Consider the following 24681-nt stretch of genomic DNA (forward strand, 5'->3'; position numbering starts at 1 on the left):
AGAACGCAGTGTCGGGCAGCGGCTGGATCAAGGTGGGCGCGCTTGAGGCGCATGCCCGGGACATCATCCAGCGCTTCAATGTGAAGGCCGGTGGCCCGCATTCGGCAGCCAAGTCGCTGTCGGGCGGCAACCTGCAGAAGTTCATCGTGGGCCGCGAGATCGACGCCAACCCGAAGCTGCTCATCGTCTCGCAACCCACCTGGGGCGTGGACGTGGGCGCGGCGGCGCAGATCCGCGGCTCCATCCTGGCGCTGCGCGATGCGGGCTGCGCCGTGCTGGTGGTGAGTGAGGAGCTGGACGAATTGTTTGAAATCTGCGACCGGCTGCATGTGGTGGCCAAGGGGCATCTGTCGCCGTCTGTGCCACGCGCCGAGGCCACGGTGGAGCGCATTGGCGAATGGATGAGTGGCCTGTGGCATGCCGACGTGCAGGCCCATCTGGCGCTGCAGCACCAGCAGCAACTTGAGCAGAACCAGGCCGGGGAGGTGCAGCATGCTTAAGCTGGAACCACGCCCCCAGGCGTCGAAACTCTGGACCTATGGCTCGCCGCTGCTGGCGCTTGCCTTCACGGTGCTGATCGGTGTGGCCCTGTTCATCGCACTGGGCAAGGACCCGGTGCGCGGGCTGCAGGTGTTCTTCTGGGAGCCCGTCAAGACGCAGTACGCCATTGGCGAACTCATGGTCAAGGCCACGCCGCTGCTGCTGATTGCGCTGGGGCTGGCCGTGTGCTTCCGCTCCAACGTATGGAATATCGGCGCGGAGGGCCAATTCGTGATCGGTGCTGTGGTGGCGGGTGGTGTGGCGCTGCTGGCCGACAAGACCACCGGCCCCTGGATCGTGCCCGCCATCCTGCTCGCTGGGGTGCTGGGCGGCATGGTGTGGGCTGGGCTCACGGCCCTGTTGCGCGACAAGTTCAACGCCAACGAAATCCTGGTCAGCCTGATGCTGGTCTATGTGGCCACGCTGGTGCTGGGCTACCTGGTCTATGGCCCGTGGAAAGACCCCATGGGCTACAACTTTCCACAGACCAAGACCTTTGACAAGGTCACGCAGATCCCGCGCCTGATGCAGGGCTCGCGCATGTCCATCGGCCTGCTGCTGGCGCTGGCCGGGGCGGCTGCGCTATGGGTGTTCTTGTTCCGCACCCGAGCGGGCTTTGCCCAGCAGGTGGGCGGCCTGGCACCGGCGGCGGCGCGCTATGCGGGCTTCTCGTCGCGCCGCGCGCTGTGGACGGCGTTGCTGATTTCAGGCGGCGCAGCGGGCCTGGCGGGTGCGCTGGAGGTGGCCGGGCCCATCGGCCAGCTCACGCCCTATGTGCCCGCGGGCTACGGCTTCGCGGCCATCATCGTGGCCTTTGTGGGGCGGTTGCACCCGGTGGGCATGATTTTGTCGGCCATCCTCATGAGCATGTTCTACATCGGTGGCGAGCTGGCGCAGTCGCGCCTGGGCCTGCCCAAGTCGCTGACCGGCGTGTTCCAGGGCTTGCTGCTGTTCACGCTGCTGGCCTGTGACACATTGATTGCCTACCGCATCCGCTGGGTGGGCACAAAGAAGGTGGTAAAGACATGAGCCCCCACACTCATCACTTCGTGTATTCGTTGCCCCCCATGGGGGTGCAAGCCTCCCTTGGGGCGGCCCGGCGGGAGGCTTGATATGGAATCCTACGCACTCCTCATCGGTGCCACGCTCAGCGCGGGTACTGTGCTGGCCATCGCGGCCTTGGGCCTGCTCATCAACGAGAAGGCCGGCATCGTCAACCTGGGGGCCGAGGGCATGATGCTCTGCGCAGCCATCGCGGGCTTTGCCACCGTGGTGCACACGGGCAACACCTGGCTGGGCTTTGCGGCAGGCATGGCGGCAGGCGCCTTGCTGGCAGCCATCTTTGGTGTGCTGGTAATCTGGCTCAACACCAACCAATACGCCACTGGGCTTGCGCTCAGTCTGTTCGGCGTGGGCTTCTCCGCGTTTGCGGGCATCAGCTACGTGCAGGCCAAGCTGCCCGAGCTGCCCAAGTACGCTATTCCCGTGCTGGGCGATGTGCCGCTCCTCGGGCCAGCGCTGTTCCAGCAGCACCCGCTGGTGTACCTCACCATGTTGCTGGTGGCGGGGCTGATCTGGTTCCTCTACCGCTCGCGCGCTGGGCTGGTGCTGCGCTCGGTGGGCGAATCGCCCGAGTCGGCCCACGCGCTGGGTTACCCGGTGCGCCGCATTCGCCTGCTGGCCGTGGTGGTGGGTGGCGCCCTGTGCGGGCTGGCGGGTGCCTATATCTCCACCGTCTATACCCCGCTGTGGGTCGAGGGCATGGTGGCCGGGCGCGGCTGGATTGCGCTGGCGCTCACCACCTTTGCCACCTGGCGCCCGGCACGGGTGTTGCTTGGGGCTTATCTGTTTGGTGGCGTGACCATGCTGCAGTTCCATTTGCAGGCCACAGGGGTGCAGGTGGCCAGCCAGTTGCTGAGCATGCTGCCCTATGTGGCCACCATCGTGGTGCTGGCGCTGATCTCGCGCAATCCCACGTGGATCCGCATCAACATGCCGGCATCGCTGGGCAAGCCGTTTTATCCGGGCTCCTGAAAGGGGTTGTCCGCGTGAAAATCTGGTTACCCTGCGGTAGATCGCACCATAATCACCGTTTTCGTCCCCCAACCTTTGCAAGTCTTACTTCTTCGATAAGGAAACCGACATGACTGATCTGCAGAAACGCTCCATGCTCAAGGTGGCAGCGCTCTCCGCCGTGGCCGCTGCTGCCCTTGTGGGCTGTGGCAAGAAGGAAGAACCGGCACCGGCCCCCGCGCCTGCACCGGCCCCCGTTGCAGAAGCACCGGCCCCCAAGCCCGAGCCACTGAAGATCGCGTTTGCCTATGTCGGCCCGGTGGGCGACGGCGGCTGGTCGTTTGCCCACGACAACGGCCGCAAGGCCATCGAGAAGGAATTCGGCGACAAGGTCGTGACGAGCTTTGTGGAAAGCGTGCCCGAGTCCGCCGACGCCGAGCGTGTGCTGCGCGACCTGGCTGGCCAGGGCAACAAGCTGATCTTCGGCACCACCTTTGGCTATATGGAATCCATGCTCAAGGTCGCTGAAGACAACAAGGGCATCAAGTTCGAGCATGCCACCGGCTACAAGACCGCCGAGAACATGCGCACCTACGACAGCCGCACCTACGAAGGTGCCTACATGGCCGGCGTGATCGCCGGCGCCATGACCAAGTCCAACACGCTGGGCGTGGTCGGCTCGGTGCCAATCCCTGAAGTGATCCGCAACATCAACAGCTTCACGCTGGGTGCGCAGTCGGTCAACCCCAAGATCAAGACCAAGGTGGTCTGGGTGAACGAGTGGTTCAGCCCCCCCAAGGAAACCGAAGCCGCCACCAGTCTGATCAACGGCGGCGCTGACGTGCTGTTCCAGAACACCGACTCGCCCGCCGTGCTGAAGACGGCGCAAGAGAAGGGCAAGCGCGCCTTCGGCTGGGATTCGGACATGACCGCCTACGGCCCCAAGGCCCACCTGGCATCGGCCATCATCAACTGGGGCCCGTACTACATCAAGGCTACCAAGGACGCGCTGGAAGGCCAGTGGGCTTCGGGCCAAAGCTGGTGGGGTGTGAAGGAAGGCGCGATTGACATCGTCTCCATCGCCGAAGACGTGCCTGCCGACACCAAGGCCAAGGTCGAGTCCATCAAGAAGGGCCTGGCCGACGGCAGCTTCGTGATCTGGAAGGGTCCGATCGTGGGCCAGGACGGCAAGGAAGTGCTGGCTAAGGACGCCGTGGCCGATGACAAGTTCCTCGGCGGCGTGAACTTCTACGTCAAGGGCGTGGAAGGCAAGATCCCTGGCGGCGAAAAGAAGTAAGCACTTCTCACCCGTCATCGGGCGGCCTCTTGGGGCTGCCCGTTCAAAAGGGCTACCTTCCAGGGTGGCCCTTTTTCATTGTTGAGTGCTTTTTTGGAGCAGGGACGATGGTCGAATCGACGTTGTGGCACCCCGTGGCACTGGCGGGTGATGTGGGGAACAGCCCATTGGCCGTGCAGTTGCTGGAGCAGCCTCTCGTGCTGTGGCGTGATGGCCTGGGTGTAGTGCAGGCCTTGGCCGATCGGTGTCCGCACCGGGGTGCGCGCTTGTCGCTGGGCCGGGTGACGGTGCAGGGGCGGCTGGAGTGCCCGTACCACGGCTGGCAGTTCGAGGGCTCGGGCCAGTGCACGCATGTGCCCGCACTGCCTGCGTTTGTGCCGCCCACCACGCACTGCGCACGGCGCCATGAGACCTGCGAGGCCCATGGCCTGGTGTGGGTACGCATTGCGCCGGGCAGTGCAGCGCTGCCCCCATTCGCCGCCGAAGAGGACGTACGCTTGCGCAAGCTCAACTGCGGCCCTTACGACGTGGCGGCCAGCGCGTCGCGCATCATCGAGAACTTTCTCGACATGGCGCACTTTGGTTTTGTGCACGAAGGCTGGCTCGGCAGCCGCGAAGCCACCGCCATCGAAGACTACCGCGTGGAGCCCACCGCCACCGGCCTGCTGGCCACGGGCTGCAAGGCCTGGCAACCCCAGTCCAATCTGCATTCGACCGCCCCGGCGCAGGTGGAGTACACCTACGAAGTCACGGCCCCGTATGCGGCTGTGCTGACCAAGGTGCCCGAGGCGGGCACTACGGCGGTGGATGGCTGGCGCGAGTCCATTGCGCTTTTCATCTGCCCGATCACTCCGGTACGCAGCCGCGTGTGGTTCCGCCTGGCCGTGGCCGATTTCGACTCACCCGACGAGAAACTGCAGGCCTTCCAGCACACCATCTTCACGCAGGACCAGCCCGTGCTGGAGTCGCAAATGCCACAGTGCCTGCCGCTCGATCTGCGTGCGGAGTTGCATACCGCCGCCGACAAGGCATCATCTGCCTACCGCCGCTTTCTGCGCCAGAGTGGCATCACCTTTGGAGTCTGCTGATGTTCAAGATCCCTCCCATCTCCGCCGAGCGCCTGCCCGGGCTGCTGCGTGCCATGCCCAAGGCCGAGCTGCACATCCACATCGAAGGTTCGCTGGAGCCCGAACTGATCTTTGCTCTGGCGCAGCGCAATGAAATGACGCTGCCTTACGCCAGCGTGGAGGCCCTGCGCAGTGCCTACGCGTTCACCAACCTGCAGAGTTTTCTCGACATCTACTACGCGGGCGCCAGTGTGCTGATTCATGAGCAGGATTTTTATGACATGGCGCGCGCCTACCTGGGCCGCGCGGCGCGCGACAACGTGCTGCATGCTGAACTCTTTTTCGACCCACAGACCCACACCGCACGCGGCGTGGCCATGGAGACCGTGATCAACGGCCTGCACCGGGCCTGTGAAGATGCGCGCACCGAGCTGGGCATCAGTGCCACGCTGATCTTGTGTTTCCTGCGCCACCTGAGCGAGGAGTCTGCGTTTGAAACGCTGGAGCAGGCCATGCCGCTCATCGACAAGATCGTGGGTGTGGGCCTCGATTCCAGCGAAGTGGGCCACCCGCCCGAGAAGTTTGCGCGTGTGTTTGCGCGCTGCCGCGAACTGGGCCTGCACCTGGTCGCCCATGCGGGCGAGGAGGGGCCGCCTGCCTACATCTGGAGCGCGCTCGATGTGCTCAAGGTCGAGCGCATCGACCACGGCGTGCAGGCCGTTCATGACGCTGCGCTGATGCAGCGCCTGGCGCAGGAGCGCATTGCGCTCACGGTGTGCCCGCTGTCCAACCAGAAGCTGTGCGTGTTCCCCAACCTGGCCGACCACAACCTCGGCCAGCTGCTCGATGCGGGGCTGGCCGCCACAGTCAACTCCGACGACCCGGCCTACTTTGGTGGCTACATCAACGAGAACTTTACCCAGGTGTTTGCCGCCACGGGCCTCACGGCCAAACATGCCTACCAGCTGGCGTTCAACAGCTTCGAGGCGAGTTTTGCGGGCAATGCCGACAAGCGGGTGTGGGAGCACAAGCTCAAGGAAACCTTTGAGCGGTGCGTGGAGCACGATTACTGAAGCCTGCGGCAGGCCTCTGCCCTGGAGGCCTTCACGGTAAAATACGTCACAAAGGCTGCTGTCCCGGCAGCCTTTTGTTTTTTCTGTTTTCGGGACCATGTAGAGGACCACCATGTACAAAAACCTCGCAGCCACGCTCGTGGCCGCCTGTTTTTTTTCCCCCGTTTTTTCCCAGACCACACCCGCCAAGGGCAACGCCGCCGAGCCCGTCAAGGCCGGTTTTGTCTATGTCTCGCCCATCACCGAAGCGGGCTGGACGCGCCAGCACGAAGAAGGCCGCAAGGCCGTTGAGGCGGCGCTGGGCCCGCAGGTGAAAACCACCTTTGTCGAGAACGTGGCTGAGGGGGCCGATGCCGAGCGCGTGATCCGCGACCTGGCGGCCACGGGCCACCAGATCATCTTCACGCCCAGCTTTGGCTACATGGAGCCCACGCTCAAGGTGGCGCAGGACTTCCCCGGCGTGAAGTTCGAGTCCATCACCGGCTACAAGCAGGCCGCCAATGTGGCCACGGCCAACGCGCGTTACTACGAAGGCCGCTACCTCGCAGGCATTGCTGCAGGCCGCATGAGCAAGACGGGTGTGGCCGGGTTTGTGGCGGGTTTTCCCATCCCCGAGGTGCTGCAGGGCATCAATGCCTTCACTCTGGGCATGCGCTCGGTGAACCCGCAGGCCACTGTCAAAGTGGTGTGGCTCAACGTGTGGTTCGACCCGCCCAAGGAGCGTGACGCGGCCATGGCGCTGTTCAACCAGGGCGTGGATGTGATTGCGTTCCACACCGGCTCCACCGCCGTGATGGCGGCTGCGCAGGAGCGCGGCAAGATGGCGGTGGCCTACCACTCGGACATGCGCAAGACCGGGCCGGACGCCCAGATCGTGGCCGTGACGCACCAGTGGGGCGCCTACTACGCCGAGCGCGTGCGCGCCGTGCAAAACGGCAGCTGGAAAAGCGCCAATGTCTGGGGCGGCGTGCGCGAGGGCATGATCCGCGTCGGTGACTTCGGCACCAAGGTGCCTGCCGCCGTGCAGCAGGAGGTGCTCAAGGCGCAGAAAGCTGTGGGAGCGGGCCAGCTCCAGCCTTTCCGCGCAGGCAAAGCGCCGGTGCGCGACAACGAAGGGCAGGAGCGCATTGCCCCCGGCCAGGCGCTGGCGGATGCGCAGATCCTGCAGATGAACTGGCTGGTGGAGGGCGTGGTGGGCAAGCTGGCGCGCTAGGAGCGGCTAAAAAACTCTTCTGGCGTCGTTGCAGCGTCTTGTCGTACTACTCGTACTGCCTGCGACGCAGCGCCTAGCCAGAACCGCTTCGCTGAGTTTTGTTCGCCGCTCTAAGTGGCCATCACCACCACGCGTTTGCCGCCAACCCCATAGCCACTATGGGGCGCGCCGTATACAAGCAGCGCCCCCTGCCGCTAAGCTCGCCCCCATGCCTGTATACCGATCTGCCCTTTTGCGCTTTGCCGACGACGGCCGCGCCCTGTATGACGAAGATGGCCTGCTGGCCGTGGGTCCCGATGCCCGGGGACGCCAGCGTGTGCTGGCGGCGGGTGCCTGGCAGGCCCTGGCGCCGCAATTTGCAGGTGAGCCCGTGGTGCACCTGCCGGGGCGCATCCTGGCGCCGGGGTTTGTGGACATGCACATCCACTTTCCGCAGACCGATGTGATCGGCTCCCCTGCCGACGGCCTGTTGCCTTGGCTGGAGAACTACACCTTCCCCCACGAGTCGCGGTTTGCGGACCCAGGCTACAGCCAGCAGGTGGCCGAATTTTTTGTGGCCGAGCTGCTGCGCAACGGCGTGACCACGGCACTGGCGTTTTCCACCTCGCACCCCGCGTCGGCCGATGCCCTGTTTGCCGAGGCGCAGCGCCAGCAGATGCGCCTGATCACCGGCAAGGTGCTGCAGGACCGCCACTCGCCCGACGGCGTGCGCGATGACACCGAGCAGAGCCTGATCGACACCGAGGCGCTGATCCAGCGCTGGCACGGCGTGGACCGCCTGGGCTATGCCATCACCCCGCGTTTTGCGCCCACCAGCACCCCCGAGCAGCTGCGCGGCGCGGGCGAGCTGGCCGCGCGCTATCCCGATGTGTGGATCCAGTCGCATGTGGCCGAGAACCTGGACGAGATCCGCTGGGCGCGCGAGCTGTTCCCGGCCTCGCGCAGCTACCTGGGCGTGTACGACGACTTCGGCCTGATGCGCGAGCGCGCGGTGTATGCCCACTGCATCCACTTTGACGACGACGACCGCGCACTGATGCGCGACACGGGCGCCACGGCGGCCGTCAGCCCCACCAGCAACCTGTTTCTTGGCAGCGGCTTTTTTGACTACGCCGGCGCCGACCGCGTGGGTTTTGGCTACGGCCTGGCCAGCGACGTGGGCGGGGGCACCAGCTTCAGCCCCTTCCACACCATGATGGCGGCCTACTATGTGGGGCGAGAGGGCCAGACCAAGCAGGGTCTGAGCCTGTCGCCCCAGCAGCTGTGGTGGCAGCACACGGCGGGCGCTGCCCGGGCGCTAGGCCTTGCGGGCGTGGTGGGCAACCTGCAGCCCGGCTGCGAGGCCGATTTTGTGGTGCTCAACCCGGCGGCCACGCCGCTGCTGGCGCGCAAGAGCAGCCAAGCGCGCAACCTGGAAGAGCTGCTCTTTGCGCTGATCGTGCTCGGCGACGACCGGGTGGTGGAGCAAACCGTGATTTCTCAAGCAAAATACGGCTCCCGCGCCTGATCATCAAGCGCTGGTAGCTACACATTTAATAGCGCCTGGCGGTTTTCATGAAAAACCGCCGGGCCACTGCGCAGGGAGTTCTGCTATGAGCATCAAGAGCGATAAATGGATCCGCCGCATGGCGGCCGAGCACGGCATGATCGAGCCCTTCGAACCCGGCCAGGTCCGCGAGGCGGAGGGCCGCAGGATCATCAGCTACGGCACCAGCAGCTACGGCTACGACATCCGCTGCGCGCCTGAATTCAAGGTGTTCACCAACATCCATAGCACGGTGGTGGACCCGAAGAACTTCGACGAGAAGAGTTTTGTGGATTTCGAGGGCGAGAGCTGCATCATCCCGCCCAACAGCTTTGCGCTGGCGCGCACGGTCGAATACTTCCGCATCCCGCGCAACGTGTTGACCGTCTGCCTGGGGAAGAGCACCTACGCGCGCTGCGGCATCATCGTCAACGTGACCCCGTTCGAGCCCGAATGGGAGGGCTATGTGACGCTGGAGTTCAGCAACACCACGCCGCTGCCCGCACGCATCTACGCGGGCGAGGGCTGTGCCCAGGTGCTGTTCTTCGAGAGCGACAAGGACGATGTCTGCGAGGTCAGCTACCGCGACCGGGGCGGCAAGTACCAGGGCCAGGTGGGTGTGACGCTGCCCAAGGCCTGATTCGGCAGGGGGCGCGGTGTGGCCCCCGGGCTTTCGTCCTACGTGGCCTCAGCCGCTTGGCTGAATGGCAGGCCACAGTGTTTTTTTTAGCATGAACCCATGCCGCCGCGCGGTCTGGCGGCTGGATGGAGCCTTGCCATGCTGACCTTTGTTGCACCTTCTGCGCCCGCCACCCAGGCCGAGGCCCCGTGCCCGGGGCTGGCTGCCGGGGGCCCACCGGCCACCTACTGGCCTTGCGAGCTGCTCAATGCGTTCGCGCTGAAGATGGCCGCGAGCGGCCACTGCGTGAACATGTCCATGATGCTGGGCCACCGCCCCTATGCGCTGGAGCAGCTGGCGCTGGCGCGCGGGGCGGCAGATGGCGAACTGCACCACCTGGCTGCCCAGTTGCAGGCCTACTTCGACAGCCCCCGGCCGGGGTAGCAGGGGGCCGATGGCCTGCTATTTAGCCAAGCGGCTGAGGGTACTCAGGCCTCCACACACACCCGGTTGCGGCCCTGGCCCTTGGCTTCGTAGAGCGCCATGTCGCTGCGCCGCAGGATGGCCGCGCCGCTGTCGTCGGCGCCCCGCATGCTGGCCACGCCAGCACTCACGGTGATGGTGCCCACCACCGGGTCCTGCTGCTGGGCCATGGCGGTGACCAGGGTCTGGGCAATCGCGCGTGCGCCTTCCAGGTCGGTGTCGGGCAGCAGCGCCACAAATTCCTCGCCCCCCAGCCGAGCGATCACGTCTGAGCCGCGCAGCCGGGTTTCGAGCGTGCGCGCCAGCCGGCGCAAGACCTCGTCCCCGGCCTCGTGGCCGTAGGTGTCGTTCACGCGCTTGAAATGGTCCACGTCCACGGCGATCACGCTCAATGGCCGGGTGCTGCGCCGGGCCAGCGCCAGTGCAAACGCCATCTGCGATTCAAAACCGCGCCGGTTCAGCAGCCCGGTGAGGGCGTCGGTGCGGGCCTGCAAGTCGAGAGCGCGGTTGGCGGCCTCCAGCTCCAGGGTGCGCAGGCGCACCTTTTCTTCCATGGCCTCGCGCGCGGCCAGCAGCCGGTGGGTCATTCGGCCCAGTGCCTGGGAGAGCTGGTGCACCTCGCGGTTGCTGTCCATGGCCGGGATGTTGCTGCCGGGGCGGCCCGCCTCCACGGCGCTGGCGGCGTCGGCCAGCGCATACAGGTCCTCGCTCAGGCGGCGTGCGGCCATCCAGGCCAGGCCCGACGCCATGAGCGCTGCGGCCAGGCCGATGGCCAGGGCCAGGCGCACGGTACCGTCGGCCTCGGCAAACGCCAGCTCGACCGGCTGGCGCGCCACGATGCGCCAGCCCAGGTCGCTGGCAGCATTGCGGGCCTGCAGCTGCGTGGCGGCCGTGAGGTAGTGCTTGCCGTCCAGCCAGGGCACCACGGCAGTCTGCAGGCGCCCGCCATCGCGGTTGTTGTTGACGTGGACGCCTTCGGGCAGGCGCTGGCCTGCGGCTTGCAGCGTGGTGCTGTGCCGCCGGGGGGCCAGGATCAGCTTGCCCTGGCGGTCGAAGATGAAAAGTTCCACCGCGTTTTCTGCCGAGGTGGATGGCGCGAGGCCTTCCAGCACCTCGCGCGTCCATTCCCAGCTGCCGTGGATGCCCAGCACGCCCACGGTGGTCGGACCGATGCGGATGGGGGCTGCGAAATCGACAAACCGGTGCGGCTCGCCCGAAGCGGTGGGAGGCAGCAGGCTCTCCAGCAACTGGGCAGGGTGCACATCGCCCACATGTACCTCCTGCAAGCCGCGCTGGAACCAGGGGCGCTGCGCCACGCTATGGCCTTGCAGCAGGCCGCCCGTGGCGTTGCGCACCACACCTTGTGCGTCGGCCACGCCGATCCAGAGGTTGCTCGGCTCCATGGCCTGGCTGCGCGCCAGCATGTGCTGGGCCTCGGGTGAATCCAGTCCTGCGGACCAGATCGTTGCGGCGCTGGCTAGCACCTCGGCCTCCAGGCTGCGCTGCATCAACCCATTGGCCAGCAGCTTGCTCGCGTTGTCGGCCACGGTCTGAAGCGAAAGCCCTGCATCGCGCCGGATGTGGTGTTTGAGCAGCTCGCCAAAACCCAGCGACAGCAGCACCGCCAGCAGGATGACCAGCGTGCCGAACACCAGCGCAATCTGCATGCGCAGGCTGTGGTCGGAAAAGCGTGCGAGCAGGGCCATGGACGGGCCTCTCAGGTGGCGGGGGGCTGTGCGGTGCCCTGGCGCATGGCCAGGCGTGCGGCGGCCAGGTCCCAGCCGGCCCAGCCACAGCTCTTGAACAGCACCGGCCCGGAGGGGGCACGGGGCGTCCAGGGGCCGCAGACCACGTCCCGCAGCACGGGCAGTGCTGCCACGTCCAGCCCGGCTTGCAGCAGATCGCCCGCCTCGTGGCTGGCGTCGGCCGTGTCCACCACGATGCTGCCGTGCCCTGCCACGTGCTGGCACAGCGCGGGCGCCAGCTCGGCCATGGCGGGGGTGAAGGCGCCCACCGCCGTGATGAACGCATCGGCCCGGGGCGTGGCGTGCAGCACCAGGCTGCTGGCCGTGGTGCAGACGGCCACCAGGGGGCAGTGGGGCAGGGCGGCATCGGCGTCGGCCACCACGCGCACCTGGGCGCCCAGTGAACGCACCTGCTCGGCCAGGGTGTTGGCGCTGGCGGCGCTGCGCGAGGCGATCCAGACCTCCTTCACACCGAGCCCGAGCACAAAGGCTTCGGCATGGGCCAGGCCCTGCACCCCGGCGCCCACGATGAGCAACGGGCCTTGCGGTGCGGGTGCCAGGTGCCGCGCCGCCAGCAGAGAGACTGCAGCCGTGCGCCGGGCCGTGACGGTGGGGCCGTCCAGCACCAGCTGGCGTGCGCCGGTGGCAATGTCGAACACCACCACGTCGCCCTGGATCGAGGGGCGTCCGGTGCCCGCGTTGGCGGGCGTGAAGGTGATGAGCTTGGTCATGGCCACGCTGCGGTCGGTGGCAGGCATCAGGAACAGGCTGCCGCCCTGGGCCAGGGGCAGCACGCTGCGGGCAGGCACCGAGACGGTGCTGTCGTGCAGCAGCTTGGCAATTTCGTCGGCCAGGGCCGACCAGGGCAAGCGCTGCGCGGTGGCGGCGGCATCCAGGGTGCCAGCGACCAGGGTAGAGGGGGCAAAAGACATGGCCTGACTGTACACAGCGGCCAGCGCTTCCGGGCTGTTTGGCGGGTGCATTTCCCCGTTTTTCAGGGCATTCCCGGGGCGCTGGATCCCGGGTTGGCTCAGTGCGTTGCGCCAGCCTGCAAGCTGATGTCCTGGGGCGCCAGCACAGCGGCCCACAGCGCGGCGTGGATGCCGCGCACCATGTCGCGCAGCGGCAGGTGGGGTGCACCCTGCCCGGTGAGCCAGGGCACATGCACAAAGCCTCCCCTTGCCCCGGCAGGGCCCGCACCCTGGGCCAGCAGGTGCAGCAGGCCATACAGCACATGGTTGCATACGAAGGTGCCAGCCGTCTGCGACACCTCGCAGGGCAGGCCCGCCCGCTGCACGGCGCGCAGCATGGCCTTGATGGGCAGGCTGGCAAAGTAGGCGGCGGGCCCCTCGGTCGCCACAGGGGTGTCGATGGGCTGGGCACCGGTGTTGTCGGGGATGCGGGCGTCGTTGATGTTGATGCCGATGCGCTCCAGCGACAGCGCACTGCGACCGCCCGCCAGGCCCAGGCACACGGTCAGTGCAGGCTGGTGCGTGTGCACCAGCGCAGCCAGCCGCTGCAGCGACAGCCCAAACACCGTGGGCAGCTGCGCAGCCACCACCCGGTGGCCGCCAATCCGCTGGCCGTGCAGCGCCTGGGCAATCAGCCAGCTGGGGTTGAGCGGATCACCGCCGAAGGGGTCGAAGCCGGTGAGCAGGATCACCTGGTCGGGTGCGGGCGTGAGGTGGCGGGTGTCGTTGATCATGGGCGGTGGGGCGGACCTGTGGCAGGCGTGCATCGTAGTTCGCCCGGGCTGCGCCTGCACGGCGCGTAATATCCAGCATTGGCCTTCCACCCGCAGGAGGGCCCAGGAGATCTGGCATGAAATGGGAAGGCAATCGCGAATCCGACAACGTGGAAGACCGCCGCGGCGATGGTGGCGGTGGAGGGGGCGGATCGCCGGTATTCGGCGGGCGCAGCATTGGCATCGGCACCATCGTCATCGCCCTGCTGGGGGGATGGGTGCTGGGCATCAATCCGTTGACGATTCTGGGGCTGCTCAGCGGTGGCGGGCCACCGGCCCATGTGCAGCAGCAGGGGCCTGCGCAGCGCCCGCCCGCAGACGACACCATGGCCCGGTTTGTGTCTACCGTGCTGGCTGACACCGAGGACGTGTGGGGCCAGGTGTTCCGCCAGGGAGGCGGCCGCTACCAGGAGCCGCGCCTGGTGCTGTTCCGGGGCGCCACGCCCACGGCCTGTGGCACAGGCCAGGCGGCGATGGGCCCGTTCTACTGCCCGGCCGACCAGAAGGTCTACATCGACCTGGGCTTTTACGAAACCCTCAAGAACCGACTGGGCGCACCTGGCGACTTTGCACAGGCCTATGTGATTGCCCACGAGGTGGGCCACCATGTGCAGAACCAGCTGGGCATCAGCGGCAAGGTGGACCAGATGCGTGGCCGCGTGAGCAAAGCCGAATACAACGCGCTGTCGGTGCGGCTGGAGCTGCAGGCCGACTGTTTTGCGGGCGTGTGGGCCCACCATGCGCAGAATGCGCGCCAGATCCTGGAGCAGGGTGATGTGGAAGAGGCCATGAACGCGGCGGCCAAGATTGGCGACGACGCGCTGCAGCGCGCCCAGGGCGGCGCCGTGGTGCCCGAGAGCTTCACCCACGGCACCAGCGCCCAGCGCCAGCGCTGGTTCCACAACGGCCTGCAGAACGGCAGCGTGAAGGCCTGCGACACCTTCGCTGCGCGCAGCCTGTAGGCTGTAGGCCACCGCAGCCCGCACGGGTTTTGAAAGCCACGGCCCATGTCCTCCGCAGCGCCCCTGGCGGCGCCTTCCCAGCGGGCGCCTGACCCGGCAACGCAGCCCTCGGGCACTGCGGCGGCGTGGTCGGCGGCGGCGGTCACCGTGCCCCATGCGGTGGGCCTGGGGCTGCTGGCCTTTGCGCCCCTGGCGGGCGACTACTCCCTGGCGGCGCTGGCCCTGTGGTCGGCTGCGCTGCCAGGCCTGCTGCTCACCCTGCTGGCGCCCCGCGCGGGCGTGGTGTATGCGCCTACCACGGTGGTGGCGCTGCTGTTTGCTGCGGTGCTGGCCACTGCCCATGGTGCGGCACCCGCGCTGGGATTGAGCGCGCGGCAGGTGCTGGCCGTGAGTGGGGCCACGGTGGCGCTGGCGTTTGTGTTCCAGTGGCTGCTGGGTGTGCTGCGGCTGGCTTCGGTGGCTCGGTTCCTGCCCATTTCAGTCACCCACGGGTTTGCGGCGGGCGTGGGCCTGTCGATGGTGCTGGGCCAGGTGCGCAACGGCTTTGGCGCGGGGGCGGCCGCACCCTGGGATGCCCTGCTGGGCTGGCATGCGCTGGCGGCCGGGGCCGTGGTGGGGCTGGCCTGGTGGCTGCGGGGCCGCTGGCCCCGCATGCCCGGCCTGCTGACGGCGGTGGCCGTGGTGGCGCTGGCCGTGGCTTTGGCGGGCTTCTGGGGCGCCGGGCTGGGGGCTGTGTTTGTGCCCGCCGTGCAGCCCAGCGCATTCGCCTGGCCGCCGCTGCCCGACTGGAGCGGCATCCCCTGGATGGCCCTGGCGCAGCAGCAGGGCTCGGCCCTGGTGGTGCTGGCGCTCCTGATGGCGCTGGTTAACAGCCTGGAAATCCTGGTCTTCAACCAGGAGCTGGAGCTGGACCACGGCCTGCGTGGCGACGCCAACCTGGCCCTGCGCCGCGAAAGCCTGCTGGGCGCGCTGTGTGGCCTGGCGGGCATGATCCCGGCATCGACCAGCGCGTCGCGCTCGCGCATCGTGCTGGCGCAGGCCGGGACATCACGCGACGCCCCGCGCTGGCACGCCGCCATCATGCTTGGCGTGGCCATCACGGGGCCGTGGTGGCTGCACTGGGTGCCCATGGCCTGTCTGGCGGGGGGGCTGGTGCTGGCCGGGCTGATGCAGGTGCCGGGGCTGATGTGGTCGCTGGGCTATGCGCGCCGCTCGCGCGTGACCTGGGCGCAGAGCTGGCTGGTGGCCCTGGTGTTTGCGGTGATGGGCGGTGTGGGTGCGCTGGTGGCGGGCCTGGTGGTGGCCACCTTTGTGCTGCTGCACGACTCGGCCGCCACGGTGCTGCGCCATGTGCGGCTGGATGGCGAGCTGCGTTCGCGGCGCCTGCGCCGGGCGGGGTCTGACACCTGGCTGGCGCCGCGCATGAACCAGGTGGCTGTGTTCGAGCTGCAGGGCGTGATGTCGTTTGGCGTGGCGGCCCACCTGGCCGAGCAGGTGCGCATGCTGCTGCAGCCGCGCCACCGCTGGGTGATTCTGGACGCAGGCCGTGTGCCCGCCTGGGACAGCACGGCCCTGGCCCAGCTGCGCGCGCTGGTGCGCGACCTGGGCCAGCAGGGCATTGCCGCCGCCGTGGCGGCGCTCGACCCCCTGGCCGCCGAACACGCGGGCGAACAGGTGCGCGCCTTTGCCGACCTGGACCGTGCGCTGGAATGGGCCGAGGCCGGCATCCTGGCGCAACGCCCCATCGAGCAGCGCCCCGCGCGCCCCGAGCGCGACCTGCTGGGCGAAATCGGCGAAGGCGTGCCCCGCGCCGCCGCCGACGCGCTCATGGCCCTGCTGGAGCCGCTGGACGTGCCCGCCCACGGCGTGGTCTTCCGCGCGGGCGACACCGACCACGACCTGCTGGTGGTCAAGTCGGGCCACATCACCCTGGTGACCCTGTGGCCGCCCGACAAGGGCCTGCGCCTGGCCACCGTGGGGCCGGGCATGGCCTTTGGCGAGATGGCTTTCCTCAACGGCGCGGCCCGCAGCGCCTGCGCCGGGGCCGAGCGCGGCCCCGCACACCTGGTGCGGCTGTCGCGCGCGCACTTTGACGCTTGGGCCCGGCAATACCCCGAGGCCGCACTCACGGTGATGAATAACCTCGCGCAGATCGGGGCGAGGCGGCTGGCGGTGACCACGCGCCAGCTGCGGGCTGTGCTGGAGTGACTTTTACAAGAAAAAATCGGCCTCTGCGCTCAATGGGTAAGCCTTTTTAGCTATCAAAAGAGTAGTAAATAGGGGCTTTGCGCTGCCTGTGGCCCCGTGTGGCATGCCGCTCTTTACCGCAAAAAATCGCTTTTTGGGCCACCGGTGCGACAATAGAGGGCTGCGAGCCTGTTCATGACCTCGCGCGGCCCCCGGTGCCGCGGGAGATCGTGAGCAGGTTCTAGCGCAACGCCCCAACAGTCCCCGGCGCACGGCACATTGCCCGCTGGGGCCCTCTCTGCGGCGTTGCACTCCTCGCCGGGCCACCAGCCCGGCTGCGGTTTGCGCCTTGCAGCCAGCCCCCTCCCAAGGGCGTGCCACATTGCTCAGACATAAATTCAGCGTCGCTACAAACACGCTTTTAATGACTAGTTCCTTCTCCAATCTATCGCTGGCCGAGCCGCTGGCACGTGCCGTGGCCGAAATGGGCTACGAGTCCATGACGCCCATCCAGCAGCAGGCCATTCCGGTCGTGCTCACCGGCCAGGACGTGATGGGTGCCGCCCAGACCGGCACCGGCAAGACCGCCGCCTTCTCGCTGCCCCTGTTGCAGCGCCTGCTCAAGCACGAAAACAGCTCCACATCACCTGCGCGCCACCCGGTGCGCGCCCTGGTGCTGCTGCCCACGCGCGAACTGGCCGACCAGGTGGCCCAGCAGATCGCGCTGTACGCCAAACACACCAAGCTGCGCAGCACCGTGGTGTTTGGCGGCATGGACATGAAGCCCCAGACCATCGAGCTGAAAAAAGGTGTCGAGGTGCTGGTGGCCACGCCGGGTCGTCTGCTGGACCACATCGAGGCCAAGAATGCGGTGCTCAACCAGGTCGAGTACGTGGTGCTCGACGAGGCCGACCGCATGCTGGACATCGGCTTCCTGCCCGACCTGCAGCGCATCCTGAGCTACCTGCCCAAGCAGCGCACCACGCTGCTCTTCAGCGCCACGTTCTCGCCCGAGATCAAGCGCCTGGCCAGCAGCTACCTGCAGAACCCCATCACCATCGAGGTGGCCCGCCCGAACGAGACGGCCTCCACGGTGGAGCAGCGCTTCTACAGCGCCAATGACGACGACAAGCGCCGCGCCATCCACCAGGTGCTCAAGACGCGCGGCATCAAGCAGGCCTTCATCTTCGTGAACAGCAAGCTCGGCTGCGCCCGCCTGGCGCGCAGCCTGGAGCGCGAAGGTCTCAAGACGGCGGCGCTGCACGGTGACAAGAGCCAGGACGAGCGCCTCAAGGCGCTCGAAGCCTTCAAGAAGGGCGAAGTGGACCTGCTGGTGTGTACCGACGTGGCCGCGCGCGGCCTGGACATCAAGGACGTGCCCGCTGTGTTCAACTTCGACGTGCCTTTCAACGCCGAAGACTATGTGCACCGCATCGGCCGCACGGGCCGTGCAGGCGCCTCCGGCCTGGCCGTCACGCTGGTGTCGGGCAGCGATGCCCGCCTGGTGGCGGACATCGAGAAGCTCATCAAGAAAAAGATCGAGCTGGAAGCCGTTGAATACGACGAAGACCAGCCCCGGGGCCGCATCAACGACGGCCGCCGCGCCTGGCGCGAAGCGGGTGAGACGGGCGATGGCCGCGATGCCTTGGGTGCATCGGCTCCCCGCCGCGAACGTGATCGTGACTACCGGGGGGGGCGTGAGTCCCGCGATCCGCGCGATCAGCACCGGGGCTTCCGTCCCGCCGCAATCTCGCGCGACCCGTTCTTCGAGAAACCCTACGAGGCCAGCGCGGCCTCCGATGCCGCCCCCGCCTGGGAGGCCGCCACCAAGTCTGCGCCGCGCAGCAGCATCTCGGCCAACATCAAGCCCAAGCGCAAGGTGGCCGCACTGTTCAAAGCCGCAGCCCAGCCAGAGACGACGGCACAGTCCTGATTGGATTTTTTTGAGCAGAATTGCGCTCTAACGCTTTCTGATTAAGCGCTGCAAGCTATCGAAAAGATAGCAAATTGCTGCCAGCAGGCGTAGCCCGGATTTACCCGCCGGGCTGTTGCGCCTGTTCGCAGTGCACTTGCAGCAATTCCCGCTCGGCCAGCGTGGCGCCAAAACGCACGGCGCTCAGGCAGCCACCCCAGACGCAGCCGGTGTCCAGCCCCAGCAGGTCACTGCGGTTGAGCCAGCCCAATGTGGACCAGTGCCCAAAGGCCATCACGGTGCCTGCTGTGCGGCGCCCTGGCACGTCGAACCAGGGCATGAGCCCGGGCGGGGCGGCGCTGGCGCTTTCAGTGCTTTCAAAATCCATCACCCCGTCGGCCGAGCAAAAGCGCAGCCGGGTGAGGGCGTTCACGATCACGCGCAGCCGGTCGGTGCCGGTGAGTGGGTCGCTCCAGCGGTCGGGGGTGTTGCCATACATGGCCTGTAAGAAGGCGGGCAGCTCGGGGCTGCGCAACACGGCCTGCACCTCATCGGCATAGGCCAGCGTGTCGGCCACCGACCAGGCGGGCAAGACACCGGCGTGCACCATCAGCAAGGTCTGCCCGGCATGTGTGTGCGCGCGGGCCAGGGGCTGCTGGCGCACCCAGGCGAGCAGGGCCTCGCGGTCGGGGGCGTCCAGCACGGAGGCCAGCGTATCGCGCCGCGAAGGCTTGCGCGCCCCTGCGGCGGCGGCCAGCAGGTGCAGGTCGTGGTTGCCCAGCAGGCAGCGGATGGCGTCGCCATGGCGCATGCTGCGGCGCAGCACGGCGGCTGAATCGGGCCCCCGGTTGACCAGATCGCCGAGCAGGTAAACGGTGTCGCGGCTGGCAGAAAAGCCGATGGTGTCCAGCAGGCGGCCCAGGGCGCTGTCGCAGCCCTGGATATCGCCGATGCAATAAATGGCCATGGTGTAGTGTGGATGGGATGGAGTGTGGATTTTCTGCCGAGGCGGTGGGGGATTACACCAGGAGCGCAGCAGGGGCCTGCAAGTCGGCGCGCGTCCCTTGGCGCCTTGTCCGTACGGGGCTCCAGTTTGGTGTAGGGGGATATTCGTGAAAAGGTGCCGCAGTACCCATCTCAGGGGCTTGAAAAAGGCAAACACTCCCCAATGCGGGGTCCGGGTATTCGCACTGGATGAATATAGACCCCGGTTATTTGTGGTTTTCTCGGAGAAAATTTGCAGGCTGTGCTTCCCTGTCGAGGGATTATTCCTATAATCGCGTCGTCACCAACCTCACACTTCTTATTCAGACACCATGACCAGCTACAAAGAACTTTTGAAGCAGCGGGAAGCCCTTGAGCAACAAATCAGCGAAGCACGGCGCCGCGAGTTGTCCGACGCTGTGTCACAGGTTCGTGCACTGGTCGCCGAATATGGCCTGACCGCCCAGGATGTATTCCCTGCCGGCAAGGCCGCAGGCAAAACCGGCCGCAGCTCCACGGCAGGTTCCAAGGTGGCACCCAAGTACCGCGACCCCGCAACCGGCCAGACCTGGACAGGCCGTGGCAAGGCGCCCAAGTGGATTCAAAACGAAAACCGCGAGAAGTTCGCGATTTGAGGGTGTACAACCCCTGCGACCAAAAAGCCCGCTGATGCGGGCTTTTTTTATGGGTGCGTGCAGAGGGTGAAGACATGGCTGCGAGCCGCAGTTCCCAAGACGGAGATGCTTGCTGCGGTTCTGTCGGTATCTGCAGATTCCGTATCTGCTGGTTTGTGGGTTTCAGTCGCCGGCATTTTGCTGACGGGCCAGTTCGCGCAGTGCGTTGGCGGTGAAATCGTCGGCTGGAAAGAACGACTCCACAGCCAACTCCTGCAATGTCACATCCACCGGGGTGCCGAATATCGTGGTGGTGCTGATAAGCGACAGCATGCCGTGCACGCTCTCGAAACAAAACGGCATGACCACGCCCAGCATTTCCCCGGCCAATACCAGCGGCGTGGTTTCTTTGGGGGCGGGGTATTCCTGCAACTCGGCCTGCAACGCGATCAGGGTGGGGTCGGCCGTGGCCTGGATTTGCTGGCGCAGGCGCTCGAACAGATGCGCGCGCCATTGCGCCAGGTTGGCAATGCGGGGCGCGAGGCCCTGGGGGTGCAGGCTGAGGCGGAACACATTGATGGGCGGCGCCAGCAGCTCGGGGCTGACATGGGCAGACAACAGGGCCAGCGCGGCGCGGTTGGTGGCCACCACGTTCCAGCAGCGGTCGAGCGCAATCGCAGGGCAGGGCTCGTGGCCCTTGAGCACCAGCTCCACCGCCTGGCGGGCGGCGGCCAGGGCCGGGTCGTCCAGCGCGCGTTCGCGGTACATCGGCGCATAGCCCGCCGCCACCAGCAGGGCGTTGCGCTCGCGCAGCGGGATGGCCAGGCGCTCGCACAGGCGCAGCACCATGTCGCGGCTGGGGTTGGTGCGGCCGGTTTCCATGAAACTCACATGGCGGGTGGAGATGTCCGCTTCGTCGGCCAGCTCCAGCTGGCTCAGGTGCCGCTGCTGGCGCCAGGTGCGCAGGTGGTCGCCAAACGAGGTGGGCCCCGCCGTTGCCGCGCGGTGCGGCAGGGGATGGCGGGGGGGGCGGTGCGGTGCGGAGTTGGTGGAGGTCATGGCCGCATCCTAGGTGCAAACCGTGCACGGGCCATTACCTGCCAGGTCATCGACGGCATGCGTCGGGGCGGGAACGATGGAGGCTTCTTCCATCCGTTGTTTCATCCACCAAGGAGTTTTCCATGTTTGCCAACCTGATGTCTTCCCCCCGACTCCTGCGTGCCGTGGTCTGGTTTGATGCCTCGACGGGCGTCTTGCTGGGCGCGTTGCACCTGCTGCTCACGGCGCCGCTGGCCGAATGGCTGGGCCTGCCTGCAGGGCTGCTGCAGGCCACTGGTGTGATGCTGCTGGGCTACGCCGCGCTGGCCATTGCGATTGCCCGGTCCGAACCCATGCCCCGGGGCTGGCTGTGGGTGCTGATCGTGGGCAACTTTGCTTGGGCAGTGGCCAGCCTGGCTCTGCTGCTGGGCTCCACGCTCACGCCCACGCTGCTGGGCCAGGCCTATCTGCTGGTGCATGTGGTGTCGGTGGCGCTGCTGGCCGAGTTGCAGTGGTGGGGCGTGCGCCGCCTGCGTGTGTGGGCAGCGGCATGATGGCGTCTCTCTGTTTGCTATACAAAATATAGCTGACTTTGCTTGTCTATCAGGCGGGAACGGCCTTTTTTGCTTGAGAAATGCCCTCCGCCGCATGGCGGGAGGCCGCCGCCACATCCCGGGGCGGTAAGGCCCCACGATTGCACCGCCATGCAGGACTGCCAGAATAGGTCGTGTTGCCTTTCACAGGAGTCCGCCATGGCCACTTCACGCAAGTCGTCGCCCCAGCCCGCCCGCCACGCGTTTGCCAACACCCTCAAGAGCTTCAGGACAGCGTCTGGCAAAGACGGCCAGTTCTACTCGCTGCCCGCGCTGGCCAAACAGTTTCCAGAGATCAAGCGCCTGCCGGTATCGATCCGCATCGTGCTCGAATCGGTGCTGCGCAATTGCGATGGCCGCAAGGTGACGCCGGAGCATGTGGAGCAGCTGGCCCGCTGGGCGCCGAACGCCGAGCGCAAGGACGAGATCCCCTTCGTCGTCTCGCGCGTGGTGCTGCAGGACTTCACCGGCGTGCCGCTGCTGGCCGACCTGGCCGCCATGCGCAGCGTGGCTGCCAAGCTGGGCAAGAACCCCAAGAAGATCGAACCCCTGGTGCCCGTGGATCTGGTGGTGGACCACTCCATCATGATCGACCACTACGGCAAGAAGAATTCGCTTGACCTCAACATGAAGCTCGAATTCCAGCGCAACCGTGAGCGCTACGAGTTCATGAAATGGGGCATGCAGGCCTTTGACACCTTTGGCGTGGTGCCCCCGGGCTTTGGCATCGTGCACCAGGTCAACCTCGAATACCTGGCGCGTGGCGTGCACAAGCGCAAGGACGGCGTTTTCTACCCCGACACCCTGGTGGGCACCGACAGCCATACCACCATGATCAACGGCATTGGCGTGGTGGGCTGGGGCGTGGGCGGCATCGAGGCCGAGGCCGCCATGCTGGGCCAGCCCGTGTACTTCCTCACGCCCGATGTGGTGGGCTTCGAGATGACGGGGCGGCTGCGCGAAGGCGTGACCGCCACCGACCTGGTGCTCACGGTGACCGAGCTGCTGCGCAAGCACAAGGTGGTGGGCAAGTTTGTCGAGTTCTTCGGCGAAGGCACGCGCACCCTGGCGCTGCCCGACCGGGCCACCATCGGCAACATGGCGCCCGAGTACGGTGCCACCATGGGCTTCTTCCCGGTGGACGAAAAAACCATCGACTACTTCCAGGGCACGGGCCGCACCAAGGCCGAGATCGAAGCCTTCGAGGCCTACTTCAAGGCCCAGGGCCTGTTCGGCGTACCGCTGGCGGGCGAGGTGGACTATTCGCAGGTGGTGACGCTGGATCTGGGCAGCGTCACTCCCAGCCTGGCCGGCCCCAAGCGCCCGCAAGACCGCATCGAGCTGGGCCATGTCAGCCGCCAGTTTGCCGACCTGTTCAGCCAGCCCGCCGCACACAACGGCTTCAACCGCCCGGCCGAGCTGCTGCACACGCGGTTCCACATCCACCGCGCGGCCGAGGTGGTGGCCGACGTGACGCCGGACGGCAAACCCACCCCGGCGGGTGCACCGCGTTCGGTGGTCGAGATGGAGGCCAACAAACCGGCCCTGGCCACCGCGCATGCCGAGGCCCGCAGCGCCACGCTGCCCGCCAAGGGCGGCGACCCCACGGTGGGCAATGGCGATGTGCTGATTGCCGCCATCACCAGCTGCACCAACACCAGCAACCCCAGCGTGCTGCTGGCAGCGGGCCTTTTGGCCAAGAAGGCGGTGGAGGCGGGGCTCAAGGTGCAGCCGCACATCAAGACCTCGCTGGCGCCTGGCTCGCGCATCGTGACCGAGTACCTCACTGAAACCGGCCTGCTGCCCTACCTGGAAAAGCTGGGTTTTTCGATTGCGGGCTATGGCTGCACCACCTGTATCGGCAATGCGGGCGACCTCACGCCCGAGCTGAACGAGGCCATCACCCAGAACGACCTAGTCTGCGCGGCAGTGCTGTCGGGCAACCGCAACTTCGAGGCACGCATCCACCCCAACCTCAAGGCCAACTTTCTGGCCAGCCCGCCGCTGGTGGTGGCCTACGCCATTGCGGGCACGGTGCTCAAGGACCTGATGACCGAGCCCGTGGGCCAAGGCAAGGGCGGCAAAGACATCTACCTGGGCGACATCTGGCCCAGCAGCGACGAGGTGCATGCGCTGCTGAAATTCGCGATGAAGGGCAAGGCCTTCCGCGACAACTATGCCAAGGTGGCGACCGACCCCGGCAAGCTGTGGGAGAAGATCCAGGGCGTGAGCGGCACGGCCTACACCTGGCCCGCCAGCACCTACATTGCCGAGCCGCCGTTTTTTGCCCAGTTTGCTCTTGAAAAAGGAGCTAACAAGGCAAGTGGGACGGGCGGAAAAGGCCAAAATGATGCCCAACTTCCGTCGGTGCTGGGTGCCCGCATCATGGCGCTGTTTGGCGACTCCATCACCACCGACCACATCTCGCCCGCAGGCTCCATCAAGGAAAGCTCGCCCGCAGGCCAGTGGCTGCGGCAGCATGGCGTGCAGAAGGCCGACTTCAACAGCTATGGGGCGCGGCGCGGCAACCACGATGTGATGGTGCGCGGCACCTTTGCCAATGTGCGCATCAAGAACCTGATAATTCCGCCCACGGCCGACGGCTCGCGCGAGGAGGGTGGGGTGACGGTGTTCCAGAACGAGGGTGCCTTGCAGGGCGAGAAGATGTTCATCTTCGACGCTGCCATGCAGTACATGGCCCAGGGCACCCCCACCGTGATTTTTGCGGGCGAGGAGTACGGCACCGGCTCCAGCCGCGACTGGGCGGCCAAGGGCACGCAGCTGCTGGGCATCAAGGCCGTGGTGGCGCGCAGCTTTGAGCGCATCCACCGCTCCAACCTGGTGGGCATGGGCGTGCTGCCGCTGCAGTTCAAGGCGGGCGACTCGTGGGAGACGCTGGGCCTCACGGGCAACGAAGTCATCGACGTGCTGCCCGACCCCGCGCTCACCCCCCAGAGCGATGCCCGGCTGGTCATCCACCGCGCCGATGGCACGGTGCGCGAGGTGGTGGTCACGCTGCGCATCGACACGCCCATCGAGGTGGACTACTACCGCGCCGGGGGCATACTGCCC

20 protein-coding genes and 1 pseudogene are annotated in these 24681 nt (G+C 66.7%); 16 read left to right on the forward strand and 5 right to left on the reverse strand.

From position 1 onward, the window contains the following. The 10 genes and pseudogenes from AC07Z7_RS20860 to AC07Z7_RS20905 form a co-directional block, all read left to right on the forward strand. Window positions 1-500 (forward strand): annotated as a pseudogene (locus tag AC07Z7_RS20860) (ABC transporter ATP-binding protein); the annotation flags it as partial. Continuing rightward, window positions 493-1569, forward strand: a complete 1077-nt coding sequence (locus AC07Z7_RS20865) for an ABC transporter permease (protein ID WP_494767533.1) — start codon at window positions 493-495, stop codon at window positions 1567-1569. The pseudogene AC07Z7_RS20860 and the gene AC07Z7_RS20865, both read left to right, overlap by 8 nt. A gap of 84 nt (window positions 1570-1653) precedes the next feature. Continuing rightward, window positions 1654-2574: an ABC transporter permease gene (locus AC07Z7_RS20870; RefSeq protein WP_137746615.1), complete on the forward strand. Its 921-nt coding sequence runs from the start codon at window positions 1654-1656 to the stop codon at window positions 2572-2574. 109 nt (window positions 2575-2683) lie between these two features. Further along, a complete protein-coding gene (locus tag AC07Z7_RS20875) occupies window positions 2684-3850 on the forward strand; it encodes a BMP family ABC transporter substrate-binding protein (protein ID WP_063462501.1) in 1167 nt (388 codons plus the stop codon). 107 nt (window positions 3851-3957) lie between these two features. Continuing rightward, window positions 3958-4938: an aromatic ring-hydroxylating dioxygenase subunit alpha gene (locus AC07Z7_RS20880; RefSeq protein ID WP_494767534.1), complete on the forward strand. Its 981-nt coding sequence runs from the start codon at window positions 3958-3960 to the stop codon at window positions 4936-4938. Continuing rightward, complete coding sequence (locus AC07Z7_RS20885) at window positions 4938-5990, forward strand: adenosine deaminase (protein WP_094286911.1); 1053 nt, start codon at window positions 4938-4940, stop codon at window positions 5988-5990. Before AC07Z7_RS20880 ends, AC07Z7_RS20885 begins: the two co-directional genes overlap by 1 nt. A gap of 112 nt (window positions 5991-6102) precedes the next feature. Continuing rightward, complete coding sequence (locus tag AC07Z7_RS20890; protein WP_494767535.1) at window positions 6103-7203, forward strand: BMP family ABC transporter substrate-binding protein; 1101 nt, start codon at window positions 6103-6105, stop codon at window positions 7201-7203. Window positions 7204-7411: 208 nt separating this feature from the next. Then, the gene (gene guaD / locus AC07Z7_RS20895; protein ID WP_494767536.1) at window positions 7412-8710 is read left to right on the forward strand and encodes a guanine deaminase; all 1299 of its coding nucleotides are present in this window, start codon (window positions 7412-7414) and stop codon (window positions 8708-8710) included. An 85-nt stretch (window positions 8711-8795) separates the two neighbouring features. Then, the gene (gene dcd / locus AC07Z7_RS20900; RefSeq protein WP_094286917.1) at window positions 8796-9368 is read left to right on the forward strand and encodes a dCTP deaminase; all 573 of its coding nucleotides are present in this window, start codon (window positions 8796-8798) and stop codon (window positions 9366-9368) included. Window positions 9369-9506: 138 nt separating this feature from the next. Beyond that, window positions 9507-9791, forward strand: coding sequence for a hypothetical protein (locus AC07Z7_RS20905; protein WP_494767537.1), 285 nt, complete (start codon window positions 9507-9509; stop codon window positions 9789-9791). A gap of 44 nt (window positions 9792-9835) precedes the next feature. On the opposite strand, the gene AC07Z7_RS20910 is transcribed toward AC07Z7_RS20905, so the two are convergent. From AC07Z7_RS20910 to pcp, 3 genes are all read right to left on the reverse strand, one after another. Beyond that, window positions 9836-11536, reverse strand: a complete 1701-nt coding sequence (locus AC07Z7_RS20910; RefSeq protein WP_494767538.1) for a diguanylate cyclase — start codon at window positions 11534-11536, stop codon at window positions 9836-9838. Between the two features lie 11 nt (window positions 11537-11547). Beyond that, window positions 11548-12507 carry a delta(1)-pyrroline-2-carboxylate reductase family protein gene (locus AC07Z7_RS20915; protein ID WP_494767539.1) on the reverse strand — a complete coding sequence of 320 codons (960 nt, stop codon included), beginning with the start codon at window positions 12505-12507 and terminating at the stop codon, window positions 11548-11550. A 98-nt stretch (window positions 12508-12605) separates the two neighbouring features. Beyond that, the gene (pcp, locus tag AC07Z7_RS20920) at window positions 12606-13280 is read right to left on the reverse strand and encodes a pyroglutamyl-peptidase I (RefSeq protein WP_094286921.1); all 675 of its coding nucleotides are present in this window, start codon (window positions 13278-13280) and stop codon (window positions 12606-12608) included. A 116-nt stretch (window positions 13281-13396) separates the two neighbouring features. On the opposite strand from pcp, the gene ypfJ reads away from it, so the two are divergent. The 3 genes from ypfJ to AC07Z7_RS20935 all read left to right on the forward strand — a co-directional run bounded on the left by ypfJ (window position 13397) and on the right by AC07Z7_RS20935 (window position 18401). Further along, window positions 13397-14281: a KPN_02809 family neutral zinc metallopeptidase gene (gene ypfJ / locus AC07Z7_RS20925; RefSeq protein WP_252661067.1), complete on the forward strand. Its 885-nt coding sequence runs from the start codon at window positions 13397-13399 to the stop codon at window positions 14279-14281. Window positions 14282-14326: 45 nt separating this feature from the next. Continuing rightward, window positions 14327-16489 carry a SulP family inorganic anion transporter gene (locus AC07Z7_RS20930; protein ID WP_494767540.1) on the forward strand — a complete coding sequence of 721 codons (2163 nt, stop codon included), beginning with the start codon at window positions 14327-14329 and terminating at the stop codon, window positions 16487-16489. Window positions 16490-16892: 403 nt separating this feature from the next. After that, window positions 16893-18401, forward strand: a complete 1509-nt coding sequence (locus tag AC07Z7_RS20935) for a DEAD/DEAH box helicase (RefSeq protein ID WP_440113414.1) — start codon at window positions 16893-16895, stop codon at window positions 18399-18401. 100 nt (window positions 18402-18501) lie between these two features. Here AC07Z7_RS20935 and AC07Z7_RS20940 read toward each other — a convergent pair whose 3' ends face one another. After that, window positions 18502-19347 (reverse strand): symmetrical bis(5'-nucleosyl)-tetraphosphatase, encoded by an 846-nt coding sequence (locus AC07Z7_RS20940; protein ID WP_494767541.1) that lies wholly within the window; start codon window positions 19345-19347, stop codon window positions 18502-18504. A gap of 349 nt (window positions 19348-19696) precedes the next feature. Between AC07Z7_RS20940 and AC07Z7_RS20945 the strand changes: the two genes are divergently transcribed. Further along, entirely contained in the window at window positions 19697-19999 is a 303-nt protein-coding gene (locus tag AC07Z7_RS20945; RefSeq protein WP_063462523.1) for an H-NS histone family protein, read from the forward strand. Between the two features lie 162 nt (window positions 20000-20161). Here the strand turns inward: AC07Z7_RS20945 and AC07Z7_RS20950 are convergent, their stop codons facing one another. Continuing rightward, window positions 20162-21037: a helix-turn-helix domain-containing protein gene (locus AC07Z7_RS20950; RefSeq protein WP_494767542.1), complete on the reverse strand. Its 876-nt coding sequence runs from the start codon at window positions 21035-21037 to the stop codon at window positions 20162-20164. 122 nt (window positions 21038-21159) lie between these two features. Here AC07Z7_RS20950 and AC07Z7_RS20955 point away from each other — a divergent pair, with 122 nt between their 5' ends. Together AC07Z7_RS20955 and AC07Z7_RS20960 are read left to right on the forward strand one after the other, a co-directional pair. After that, window positions 21160-21570 (forward strand): hypothetical protein, encoded by a 411-nt coding sequence (locus tag AC07Z7_RS20955; RefSeq protein ID WP_494767543.1) that lies wholly within the window; start codon window positions 21160-21162, stop codon window positions 21568-21570. 198 nt (window positions 21571-21768) lie between these two features. Beyond that, on the forward strand, window positions 21769-24681 hold a 2913-nt coding region (locus AC07Z7_RS20960; protein WP_494767544.1), incomplete at its 3' end, for an aconitate hydratase.

The organism is Acidovorax sp. GW101-11A03 (assembly GCF_059424825.1).